General features: G+C 51.8%; 13 protein-coding genes. 2 read left to right on the top strand and 11 right to left on the bottom strand.

The window, feature by feature from the left end:
- Positions 1–86: 86 nt before the first annotated feature.
- Positions 87–659 carry a TetR/AcrR family transcriptional regulator gene (locus R70331_RS06020; RefSeq protein WP_042173725.1) on the bottom strand — a complete coding sequence of 191 codons (573 nt, stop codon included), beginning with the start codon at positions 657–659 and terminating at the stop codon, positions 87–89.
- 280 nt (positions 660–939) lie between these two features.
- Here R70331_RS06020 and R70331_RS06015 point away from each other — a divergent pair, with 280 nt between their 5' ends.
- Positions 940–2,058, top strand: a complete 1,119-nt coding sequence (locus R70331_RS06015; RefSeq protein WP_042173723.1) for an FAD:protein FMN transferase — start codon at positions 940–942, stop codon at positions 2,056–2,058.
- 61 nt (positions 2,059–2,119) lie between these two features.
- Here R70331_RS06015 and R70331_RS06010 read toward each other — a convergent pair whose 3' ends face one another.
- The 9 genes from R70331_RS06010 to R70331_RS05970 form a co-directional block, all read right to left on the bottom strand.
- The gene (locus tag R70331_RS06010; RefSeq protein ID WP_042173721.1) at positions 2,120–3,196 is read right to left on the bottom strand and encodes an LCP family protein; all 1,077 of its coding nucleotides are present in this window, start codon (positions 3,194–3,196) and stop codon (positions 2,120–2,122) included.
- A 178-nt stretch (positions 3,197–3,374) separates the two neighbouring features.
- Positions 3,375–4,085 (bottom strand): HAD family hydrolase, encoded by a 711-nt coding sequence (locus R70331_RS06005; RefSeq protein WP_081947487.1) that lies wholly within the window; start codon positions 4,083–4,085, stop codon positions 3,375–3,377.
- A gap of 24 nt (positions 4,086–4,109) precedes the next feature.
- Positions 4,110–4,574 carry a GNAT family N-acetyltransferase gene (locus R70331_RS06000; protein WP_042173715.1) on the bottom strand — a complete coding sequence of 155 codons (465 nt, stop codon included), beginning with the start codon at positions 4,572–4,574 and terminating at the stop codon, positions 4,110–4,112.
- 113 nt (positions 4,575–4,687) lie between these two features.
- Complete coding sequence (locus R70331_RS05995) at positions 4,688–5,194, bottom strand: metallophosphoesterase family protein (protein ID WP_042173713.1); 507 nt, start codon at positions 5,192–5,194, stop codon at positions 4,688–4,690.
- Between the two features lie 184 nt (positions 5,195–5,378).
- Positions 5,379–6,590: an anti-sigma factor gene (locus R70331_RS05990; protein ID WP_042173711.1), complete on the bottom strand. Its 1,212-nt coding sequence runs from the start codon at positions 6,588–6,590 to the stop codon at positions 5,379–5,381.
- A complete protein-coding gene (locus R70331_RS05985) occupies positions 6,583–7,086 on the bottom strand; it encodes a sigma-70 family RNA polymerase sigma factor (RefSeq protein WP_042173709.1) in 504 nt (167 codons plus the stop codon). Before R70331_RS05985 ends, R70331_RS05990 begins: the two co-directional genes overlap by 8 nt.
- Before the next feature lie 173 nt (positions 7,087–7,259).
- Positions 7,260–8,546 (bottom strand): AAA family ATPase, encoded by a 1,287-nt coding sequence (locus tag R70331_RS05980; protein ID WP_042173707.1) that lies wholly within the window; start codon positions 8,544–8,546, stop codon positions 7,260–7,262.
- A 1-nt stretch (position 8,547) separates the two neighbouring features.
- Positions 8,548–9,996 (bottom strand): RtcB family protein, encoded by a 1,449-nt coding sequence (locus tag R70331_RS05975; RefSeq protein WP_042173705.1) that lies wholly within the window; start codon positions 9,994–9,996, stop codon positions 8,548–8,550.
- Positions 9,997–10,358: 362 nt separating this feature from the next.
- Positions 10,359–10,619 carry a YqkE family protein gene (locus tag R70331_RS05970; RefSeq protein ID WP_042173703.1) on the bottom strand — a complete coding sequence of 87 codons (261 nt, stop codon included), beginning with the start codon at positions 10,617–10,619 and terminating at the stop codon, positions 10,359–10,361.
- Between the two features lie 90 nt (positions 10,620–10,709).
- On the opposite strand from R70331_RS05970, the gene R70331_RS05965 reads away from it, so the two are divergent.
- On the top strand, positions 10,710–11,039 hold the full coding sequence (locus tag R70331_RS05965; protein WP_042173701.1) for a winged helix-turn-helix transcriptional regulator: 330 nt from the start codon (positions 10,710–10,712) through the stop codon (positions 11,037–11,039).
- Positions 11,040–11,069: 30 nt separating this feature from the next.
- Here R70331_RS05965 and R70331_RS05960 read toward each other — a convergent pair whose 3' ends face one another.
- Entirely contained in the window at positions 11,070–11,573 is a 504-nt protein-coding gene (locus tag R70331_RS05960) for a GNAT family N-acetyltransferase (RefSeq protein WP_042173699.1), read from the bottom strand.
- Positions 11,574–11,714 lie beyond the last annotated feature (141 nt).

The raw sequence follows: 11,714 nt of genomic DNA, 5'->3' as shown, positions 1-11,714 counted from the left end.
CTTTTATTTGTAAATTCATGAAAACTTTCATAAGCATTCATTATTAGCGGAAAAAAATAGCCCGCTACAGGCCAGGATGTTCATTATTACTTGAGAATGCCGTTTGAAATAAACAGCATCATGTGCTCCTTGATCCGGGCTTCATCCAGCGGCTCATGGGCTTTATTCCATTCCGTTGTCAGCGCCAGGTATAGACGCAGGATCATAAACGCAGCCACACTGGAATCGCAGGGCTTCACTTCACCGCTGCTGATTGCTGTCTCAATCTGCTGTCTCAGAAAGTCCAGTGCATAGTCCTCCATCCGCTTAACCCCTTCAAGCGCCTGCACTGTACCGATGTCGCGCACTTCCTGGGCAAGCTTGACGAACAGCTCATGATCGGAGCGGAACTCCAGAATGGAATCAAGCAGATTAAACAGTTTATGAATAAAGGTGTTATCCTCAGCCGCGATCCGGTTCATAACCGAGGTTAGCTCCTGGGTGGCCTTGTCCAGAATTTCCTCAAACAGCTCTTCCTTGGTCTTGAAGAACGTATAGATTGTTCCCTTGCCTACATTGGCGATCTTGGAGACCTGCTCCATTGTCGTCGCTTTATAACCGAACTGCACAAAGGATTTGGTTGCCGCCTGCAGGATTAATGACTTGCGGTCGATAGACATAGATCGGGCTCCCTTCTAAGGTAACAGCAGCAAAAATGACTAAATTATTTTTTCGGTCATACGGTCAGTAATTAATTTAACATGTCTGCCGGCAGATGACAACCATTTATTTAAAATTTGATTTTTTTTGCAAATTAGCCGCTGGCTCTTTACCTGCCGTTTGTCTAACTGCGCTGCTCTGATCTCCGTAAAATGTCATGAAAGGAGTATCCATTCCTATTCTTTCTGGGGTATGATAAGAAGGATGTGATGAAGAAACTACATTAATGGATGGTGGAATATGTTTAAAAACAAAAAATTACTGCTTATTCTGGCCGGACTGGTCATTATTGCGGCTGTTGTTATCTGGCTTGTTGCCGGAGGCAAAGGGGATGACAGCGGCAATACTGCTGCAACCGAAACCCCGGGAGGCGCAACCGTAGCCGAAGAAGGGGGCACCAAGTCGCTGGCGCAGACTTTTTATATCTATGATACCGTTGTAAACATCAAGATATTCGGCAACGATGCCACCCAGCAGAATATGGATGATATCCAGAGCATGCTGGAGCGTATGGATACCCAGTTCAGCCGTACCAAGGAAGACGGAGAACTGTATGCCGTGAACCGGGCGGCCGGCAAAGAAGCCGTAGCTGTATCCGACGAAACCCTCGATATTGTAAAGCTGTCTATCAAGTACGCCGAAGAGATGGACGGGCTGTATGAGCCGACAATCGGACCGCTGGTGGATCTATGGGCGATCGGCGAAGGCGGCGAGCGTGTACCGGATCAGGCTGCAATTGACGCCGCAAAGAGCCTGGCCAATTATAAGGATATTATTATTGATGAGAACGCCAAGACCATCAAGCTTGCCAGAGAAGGCATGGTGCTTGATATGGGCGGGATCGGCAAAGGTTATGCTGCTGACCGGATCGCCGATTATTTGAAGGAGCAGGGACTGGACAGCGCGATGATTAACCTTGGCGGCAGCAGCATTATCGCCCTTGGCAACAAGCCGAACGGCTCCCCTTGGAATATCGGCCTGCAGGACCCGGACCAGAGCCGCGGCACCCAGCTGGGCACTATCAAAATCACCGATGAGGTCATTGATGCTTCCGGTGTATATGAGCGCTATTTTATGCAGGATGGCGTCCGTTACCACCATATTCTTGACCCGCGGACAGGTTATCCTTCCCAGAACGGGCTGAAGAGCATCACGATTATGAGCCCAAGCGCGACAGATGCGGATGCCCTGTCCACCGGCGTATTCCTGATGGGTCTGGAGGAAGGGATGGCTTATCTGCAGTCACTTCCGGAAGATGTTGAGGCCTTCTTTATTACCGATGACAACAAGATCTATGCTACGCCAGGTATCCGGGAGCGGCTCCAGCTGACTGATCCGACCTATACGTTTGCGGATTAACCTTATATTCATATACAAATAAGAGGGGGCACTCAGCCCCCTCTTTTTTATATCTTTCCTGCTATTCAACACTATCCTCTGAAATCAGCTCACCCGCTGCCGTGTCCGGGTTCAGCCACAATTCAATCCTTTCATGAGTCCTTTGCACATCTTCTTCATCCAAAATATAGTACCACTGATCCGTCCGCTTATCGGTCCCCTGCAGCATATGGCTGTTAATTTGCGGAGTGCCGCTTTCAAAAACAACCCTCTTCGCCAGCTCCAGCATGAACTCTGCTCTCATATTTGTTTTGAAGTTATCCCCGGCAACCCCCATAATATCTTTGATATTAGTGATATTGCTGAACTTTTTCATCCGGTCCAAAACAGCCTTAAGGAAGATTCTTTGCCGCTCTGTACGTTTGAAATCAGAATCCTCCCGGTACCTTACATACATTAAGGCTTCATTTCCTGTATAAATCGGCTTGTCAGGTTCAATACGAAGCTTCTCATGCGCCGGATTCTTATTTTCAATCAGCTTGGTAATCGGCAGCTCAACTCCTCCTATTGCATCCACCACCTCAACCAGTCCGCTAAAATTAATCGTTGCATAATAATTTACCGGTGCATCCAGCAGCTGCTCAACCGTATCCACACTCATCTGTGCGCCTCCGTATGAATGAGCTGCATTTATTTTGGTATTTTTTCTTGCTCCCTTAACCTCTTCCGCCCCGACAATTCTTGTATAGGAATCTCGCGGAATCGAAACGAACAGGACTTTATTCTCTTTCGGCCGGACTACCGTGTAAATAATCGAATCAGACAGCCCGTTCTCTTTGCCCCGCTGATCCGTACCTAGCAGCAGCAGAGAGAACGGCAGACTTTTATCCAGCTTTATTGAAGCATCCTCTGCTTCATCATTGTTATGGCTGAGCGGAACATATGATTGTTTAAGCGTGCCTTCCACGGTCGGAGCAACAACATGATCAAACCCGAACATTAATAATTCTTTGCGGAATATAAAGGACAAGATACCTGCAATAAAAATAAACGCCAGAATCGTGATCCATACCTTTCTTCTTCGCTTACTTTTCTTTTTTAGTTTGCTCCTGCCTGTTCTTTGTAAGGGCGATGACGGGAGCGGATTATTCTTTTTCATTTGTCAGCGAACCTTTCCTTGTTCTATAATTTTACTCTATTTTACAATTAATGACTCCCTGACGAGTATGCTTTCTATCATGCTATATGGATTTTCTCTGCAAGTATTTGTGAATGGCAAAAAACGGCCGAGCCCCAGGCTCCGCCGCTTACTGTTATCTTTGTATTCCGCCAGCCCCTCAGATCAGGGGAAGCCTGCTGAACTCCTTATAATCCGCAAAAATATAGCTCGGCACATGCGCTGTACGCGGCTGTCTGCCGCGGGGATTGTACCAGCATACCTTCCAGCCGGCCGACAGCGCGCCAACCACGTCATTATCCCAGGTATCGCCGACATAGAGCGAATGGTCCGGAGTGGTTCCCGTAGCCTCATTGACATGCCTGAAAATCGCCGGGTCCGGCTTAGCCAGTCCGACCGCATCCGAAATGAAGATCATCTCCGGCGGAATCAGCTTGTCGATGCCGAGGCCCCGCAGCTTATTCGTCTGATGCTCCTTCGGCCCGTTGGTGATAATGCCGACCTTATGCCCGCGTGCAAGAAAGTGCCGGATCTGCTCCTCCACACCGTCAATCATATCAATGGTGTACTGCCGCCCGATATAGGCCGCCTGTACACGTTCTGCCTGCTCCCGGCTGAGCGCTATACCATACTCGGCAAAAGCCAGCTCCAGCCGCAGCACCCGCGTTACCTCCAGCTCAAGCTCACCGCTGAGGTACTTCGGCCAGAGCAGATCGCTGTGATGCCTTACCGTATAGAATAATTCCGCGTAATCCAGGCTATCCTCATCCGGCGCCAGTACCTCGCGCACCGCTTCACGGAACGGCACCAGATGGTCGTACAGCGTATCATCCAGATCAAAAAACACTGCTAATTTACTGCTGTTATCCACTACAATTCTCCTTACTTGAAGCTCTCATTTAAAAATAAGATCATACGTATAAAATTCATCATCCCTTATATAGCCCTGAGCCTCATACAGGCGCTGTGCCCGGATATTATCCGTCATGGTGGTCAGCGTCAGCCCTTTGCTCCCCGTACTTAAAGCATATTCGCGCATACCTGACAGCAGCAGCTTGCCCAGACCCAGTCCGCGCAAATGCTCCGCTACATACAGATCATTCAGTATCCACAGCCGCTGCATCGTCAGCGAAGAGAACGACGGATAGAGCTGTACGAAACCGCCTGCCTGCCTGCTGCCAGCCTCATCCTTTACCGCCATAAAAAGAACCGACTCTTCTGCCCGCAGCCTCTCCTGTATAAACTGCAAAGCTCCTGCGGGATCGGGCTGCTGCCCGTAAAATACCCTATAATCATCGAACAGCGGGGCAATCAGCTCCGCATCCTGGCCTTTCACCTGTTCCAAACGGTAAGCTTCCATTCTGGTTCCCTCTTTTCAGCACTGCGGCCTTATTATAGGAAAATTGTAAAATAACCTCCCCAGCCTGACCATGGAGAGAATAACGGATCATTTGGATAAAAGCCCTGCCTCCATTACTCTTTGGAATCGTAAAAAACATGCCGGGCACTGATCTTACCGTCTTCAATATCCAGTATTCCAAAAGAGTACTGCTTCTCACGCCGTTTATCGGTAGGCGAGCCCGGGTTGAACAGCAGGACGCCGTTCTCCCTGCGCATCAGCGGCTGATGCGAATGGCCGAACAGGATGCAATCCACCTCTTCACCCTCAAAAGCCAGCAGTGCGTTGCCGTCCGTCCCTTTACGGGAATATGGAGCATGCCCGTGGATCATTCCAATCCGCACCCCGTCCAGGGTAACAATCTTCTGTTCCCCGAACCGGCGGATAATCTCCTGGCCGTCATTATTGCCGGCAATCCCCTCCACCGGAGCAAGCTCGGCCAGCAGATCATAGATCTCCATAGCCACCCAGTCTCCGAGATGGAGAATCTGGTCCACCTGACGGAATTCCTCCACAAGCGTCTGCGGCAGCGCCTTGGCCGACCGCGATAAATGAGTATCGGATACGACTCCTATTTTCATCTGATTCAGCTCCTAATCTGCATAATCTCGTACATCTGTCATCGCTTTTAGCGAATGCATATTTTCAGATTATTGTACGATTTGCAGCAGACAGAAGCAAGTAAAGCGCTATCATCCGCACACAGAGCAGCCTCTCCGCCAAGGGTCTGCTCCTGTTACAGCTATGCTCTGTCTTCGTTCCGCCTTAGTCCCGCCAGTTCCACAGCCGTACTTCGCCGATCCGGATATGGCTGACCCAGGCATTCTCCTGCAGCTTTAGCAGCTCCTTAACCGGTCCTGTAACAACCACACCATATAGCTGTACCCCGTTCTTCTCAATATAGCTTAACGATTCGTCCAGCTTTAAGAAAAATCCGGCATTCCGGGACAGAAGTTTATATTCTCCCAGCAGCCGCAGCGTATCGAGAAAGTTCCTCTCACGGAGCTCACTGCTGCCATAGGCTTCAACGGAAGGTAAACTGGAGGAGCTTGAGGTTACACTGCCGAACCAGCCCCGCTTTTCTGTTGTAGTCGACTGTACTGTCATATCCTTAGCATGCCAGATCGGCTGATACGGGAAGCCCAGCGGGCTGGTTACCACAACGTCATTTGTACTGAGGCCATCATCCACAGCGAACCACACGGGTGCCACATTCAGCGGCTTCAGCTTGTTCAGCAGCTCAGCGGTGCTGTACAGCTGGTCAAGAGAAAGATAGGCTTCGGCCACAGTGCCCTCCGGCAGCTTAGCAAGACGCTCCCACTGCTCACTATCGTCAATACCCTGGGACCCGGCATCCTGCGGATAGGTAAAGAATTGGCGGGCATTACGCTCATCGGTCCAGTTATAGGTTCCTACTCCGCCAAGTCCGAACAGCATCTGGGTAGAGTAGCTGCCCGCATCGACCTGATCACCTCCGACCTGCTTCAGCAGTCTGCCTGAATAATTCATTCTAAAAAAATATGTGGCATTGGAATTTAAATGCACAACTGTATTGGGACTCGAAACTGCAATGGCTGAGGAGATAACGTCCCTGTACGTCTCTCCCCGTTCTCCGGTGCTGTAATAAACAGCCGTTATAATCGAACTGATGACGGTAATAGCCAAAAAAGCAGACAGTACTGTCATGGTGTTCGAGAAACGCGCCTTCCATTTGCCCCGGCTGATTATCTGCTTCTCCCCGGATGCCGTCTTTTTTTTCTTTTTTAAATTGGAATTAGCCCCGCCTTGAGCCGGCATCCGTCCGGATTTCCATGCAGCTTTCTGTGCAGACTGCTTATCCTCCTGCTCCATCAGCTCATCCAGATAGCTCTGGTAGGCCTCCAGCTTCTCCAGCTCCTGCTCCATTTCCGCCCGTTCTTCCTCCGGCAGGCTGCCTTCACTGTATTTGCGCAGCCTTTCCTTAAACTCCTCACTCATGCCCGCTATTCCTCCGTTCTTCTTCCCGCAGCTTCTGCCTCGCCCGGAAGATCAGTATTTTATATTGCGCCAGGCTTACCTCCATGATGGCAGAGGCATCCTTATACGCGATCCCGTGAAAATCATGCAGCAGCAGCGCATGACGCTGCGCCTCCGGAAGCCTGCCGATGGAGACAGCCAGCGCCTCCATCCTCTGCCTCCGCATAAATACCTCTTCCGTTGTTTCCGGGTGCGGCAGACTGTTGAAATACCCGTCCTGTGCCGGAACACTGCGGCGCGCTTTGCGCGTATGATCGATAAAGGCATTATAGGCTACCCGGAACAGCCAGGGCTTGATCCGCTCTTCCCTGCAGTCTTCCAGATACAGATAGGCCCGGTAAAACGTCTCCTGTGTCAAATCCTCGGCAAGGTGGTGATTGCGGCAGAGGGCGTACAAATAACGGTGTATATCGTGAACATAACTCTGATAGTGATGATCCAGCGAATCCGGCTTCATTCCCTCCCCCCTCACACTAACCACGTTTTACCGGGTTTAAAGTTACACCCTTTATCTAAAATACTTATAGATCCATTATAGAACGTACTTATGTAGGTTACCGGAAAACAGAAAACAGCCACGCTGTCCGCCTCAACTTCAGCAGACAGCATGGCTCGTATACGGCCTTACTATTAATAAAAACCGATCGAGGATGAGGCATCCCGCATCCATTCGCGCTTGCGGCCCTTATCCAGCTCGCCGCGCATACCGCGGACGAGCTGCTCAACGTCGGCCGTGCCGTTCTCATGCCACTCTAGTGCGGCGCTGACATACAGCTCGCCAAGCTGGGTGAGCGAGAAGTCTCCGGTCAGGCGGGCAGCCAGGCTGACCCCTTCCTCACCGGCAAAAGCGGAGAAGCCGCGCAGCCGCAAAAACTCCAGCCGCAGCGCCTCATTCGGCATCTTGATCTCATAGGCCCGGTCAAAGCGTCCGGCGCGGTTCATGAGGCCGGGATCGATTTTCTCCGGATAGTTGGTCGTACCGATCAGAAAAATCCCTTCCTTCGAGGTTGCCCCGTCCAGTGTATTCAGAAAGAAAGAACGGACCTCCTGCGGCATCGAGTCTATATCCTCAATGACCAGCACCACCGGTGCAAGACGGGCCGCAGCCTCAAACACCTCATTTACCGACTCGCTGCTGGTATACTCGGTAATCTGCCAGTACACCACAGGGCCGGACACGCTGCCTGCAATGGATTTGACGAGCGTAGTCTTGCCGTTGCCGGGATGTCCGTAGAGCAGAATGCCTCTTTTGTACGGAATATCATATTTGACGTAAAAGCTGCGGTCAGCGTCAAAAAACTGGTCAAGCGAGCGGAATATCTCCTTCTTAATCGCTGCATCCAGTACGACCTCCTCACGGGAAGCCGCCCGGGTGATCGGTTCATCCTCACGGCAGACCCCGTTACGCCGGTCGGTAAACACTGTCACCTTATTAAGGTTCTGCTCCCGCTGCCGTTTGCGCACATTGCCGAGAAAGGCCTGCAGCTGGCTATCTGATGCGGCGAACACAAAATCCTGAAAATTAATGCCGTTTTCCTGGAACACAGGTACCCTGGCAAGCGCTACACCCATTGACGGATAGGCCAGCACATTATTGCGGATCGACAGATGGATACTGTACTCCGGCTGCTCCTTGTCATCGTCATATACGAAGGTTCTGTCCTCCAGCCGGTCAAAAATCCGCGCGACATGCTCAACCTGCGGGTTGCCTGACTGGACATCATCCTGCAGCAGCTTCCAGTACTCACTGTTCGGATCATCGCTGGCGTACAGCTCATAGCGGACATTATAGCGTGTATAAAGGGCTTCAAGAATACCGTCAACGAGCCGGGCATACACGTCATAGCCCTTGATCAGACCGCCGGCACCTGCATCATAAGGAAAAATTACAGCCTGCTTCTCATACTCCTGCTTCATCCTATTTCGTCCCCTTTATCGCTGCGAGCGGCTTGCATTTGGCTACAACGGCAGCCAGACCTGCGCCCGTAACGCTTTCTATGATCTCATCTACATTCTTATAGGCTTGAGGGGATTCGTCAATGATAGATTCCAGGGAATGCTGATTGACTACGATCTCATCCTCCTTGCCGACGTTAAGTGAACGGGAGAATTCCTGGACTGACACCAGCCGTTTTGTGGCTGAGCGGGAACGGATCCGGCCGGCCCCATGGCAGATGGAGTAGTAATTTTCTTCCCCGCCGCTCTGGCCGGCCATGATATACGAAGCAGTTCCCATAGAGCCGGGGATGAGCGCCGGGTGGCCGGTCGCGGCATAGGCAGCCGGGTTATCCGGGTGGCCGGCGGGCAAAGCACGTGTCGCCCCTTTGCGGTGCACAAATTTTGTGCCGGAGGAGGTTTGTTCCTCCCAGGCATAATTGTGCATCAGATCATATAGCGTCCGCAGCTCGCATTTGGTGCCGAACACGTCGCGGAAGGCCTCACGTACTCCATATGCGATCAGATGACGGTTCACCACCGCATAATTGAGCGCGGAGTACATCAGATTAACGTACCGCTGGGCCTGCGGGTGGGCAAGCGGCGCATAAATCAGCCGCGGGTCGGCGCTGCCAAGTCCCAGTTGGCCCATTACCTTGGCAAAGGCGGGCGTGCAGAACTGGTTCACCATTCCGCCCCAGGCCCGGGAGCCGGAGTGGATCATCACGGCGATCTGCCCGTCCTTCAGCCCCCAGGCTTCAGCTACGGCCCGCTGCTCCTCAGCGATCTCTATTGCTTGAATCTCTACGAAATGATTCCCTCCGCCGAGTGTGCCGAGCTGGCGGTGGCCGCGGTGCCAGGCCATATCCGGCAGCTCGTTCAGGATCTCCTCGTCAAAGCCGAGCCTCTTGATCTCGACATGTGACAGCGCGCTCGATTTCTTAGGCGTGTAGCTGTCAGGAATGTACTTGTTCGGCAGTCCCTGCAGGCCCTTGCGGACAATATTCTCCAGGCGGATATCACCATAATGGCCGCGCTGCTGCTGCTCCATCGGCAGGTATCTCTCGATCGCACGCACCAGCTTACGGCGCAGCTTCACCTCTCGCAGATCATCCTTATGCAGATTGGTCAGATGCACCCGCATGCCGCAGCCGATGTCGCTGCCCACGATGGACGGAGAGACGTAGCCCGACGCTGCATCCCAGACTGCAGTAGTGCCGATGCAGGTTCCGACGCCTACATGCACGTCCGGAGTATAGCTCATGTATTCAATGCCGGGAATCTGCAGATTGTTGTTAGCCATCTCCAGGACCTTGTAATCAAGTGTGCCGAATAATTGCTCACTGGCATATACCTTTAGGTCACCGCCCGGAAGGGCTATCTCATGTTTATAGCGGGGCTCATAGCCCGCTTGCTGTTCTTTGGTATTCATAACTAGTATTAGTTCCTCTCAGTATACAGTAGTGTATTTTATAAATGTTCAGGTACAACAAAAAGAGCCGCAGATCAGGTTCTGATCATACGGCTCCGGGTAAGGCAGGGCGGCTTGAGGCTCCGGGCAACGCCGGCTCAAAGCATACCCTAATTCAATTGAGACAGGGTAAGCAGACTGCGTATCATGTCGTCCGGACGAAGGCGGTAGGATCAGATTGTTCATATGCGGTTGTGATGTGGCTTAGCGGCAGTGTCTGTGCATTTGTTCCAATCATGACCCATCGGCCTCCCTTCTGTTCTTAGTAAACCCAATATAATCGGAGCTGGTGTAAATTGTCAACCCGGCAGTCCGGTAAAAAATTATTTAAATTTGTGCCAATCCTGATTGCTGTTCTCCAAAAGATGGGCAAAATCGTTCTCCAGCCGCTTCTGCTCAGCCTTACGCTGATCCTCTGCAGCTTTGCGTACAGCTTCCTTTTTATCCTGTTCTTCTGCCTTCAGCGCATCCGACTGCGCCTTCAGCTTGCTCAATACATCACTGCTCAGCAAGTCCTTGAGTGTAGCCGGAGCATCCGTTGCAGCGGGGCGCGGAGCACTGGTATTTTGCTTCTTTTTAGCCATGGTAATCTTCCTTTCAGATCCTGTATTTACTTCGAATTTGTTTTAGCGGGCGGTCATTCCGTTTATAATGTACAGTAAGAGGTGAGCCTTATGAAATCCGTAGACCTGTGTCCAAAGCTGCAAAAAAGCATGGATATTATCGGCAGACGCTGGACGGGCTTAATCATCTATCAGCTTCTCCAGGGTCCGCAGCGTTTCAGCACCATTGAGTCCGCGCTGCCCGTCAGCGGCAGGCTCCTGTCTGAACGGTTAAAGGAACTGGAGCAGGAGGGCATCGTGCTCCGCGAGGTTTTCCCCGAGACGCCCGTAAGGATTCAGTACTCCCTGACGGATAAAGGCCGGGGTCTGGAATCGGTTATCCGTGACCTTGAGCAGTGGTCTGACACCTGGATCGAATCCGCCGGATGCCCGCCGCATTAGCAGCAGGCTGCGCCGGTACAGCTCAGGAAGCTACAGTTTGACTCCGATAATGACCAGGTCACGCGGGGTACCGTCCATTACAGCAACACCGGGAAGCAGCCCCCATTCCTTGAAGCCGAACTTCCGCAGCAGGGCAAGACTCGGCTCATTGTGGCCGAACACAAACCCGACCAGATTCTGGAGACCAAGGCGCGGACACTCCTCCAGTGCCTTGGCCAGCAAAATGCTGCCGGCTCCCCTGCCGCGGAATTTTTCATTCACATAGACGCTGACCTCAGCGGTTCCGTTATACGCGGGACGCCCGTAGAAGGACTGGAAGCTGAACCAGGCGGCAATCTCACCCTCATGCTTCAATACCCATAGCGGACGGTGATGGCTGTTATGTTCATGGAACCAATTCAGCCGGTCCTCCACACTTACAGGCTCAAGATCTGCGGTAACCATTCTTCCTGCGACTGTCGAGTTATAGATTTCCACGATTGCCCCTAAATCCTCAATTGTTGCATTCTCTACGCTGTAATTGTTCCAGGCCATACTGCTGTTCCCCCTAGTAATTTATACTATATAGACTGAACTAAGAATATTGCTGTTTTGGGATTGCATGTGACTCCAGAGAATATTTGGACTTCCAGCCGCTGCCCTTCTGCAGATTTCTTGATCATACCCGCTGTTCGC

This window comes from Paenibacillus sp. FSL R7-0331 (assembly GCF_000758645.1).
GTDB lineage: Bacteria > Bacillota > Bacilli > Paenibacillales > Paenibacillaceae > Paenibacillus_AQ > Paenibacillus_AQ camerounensis.
The sequence above is the reverse complement of the archived record's forward strand: the minus strand, read 5'-3'. Positions and strand labels throughout refer to the sequence as shown.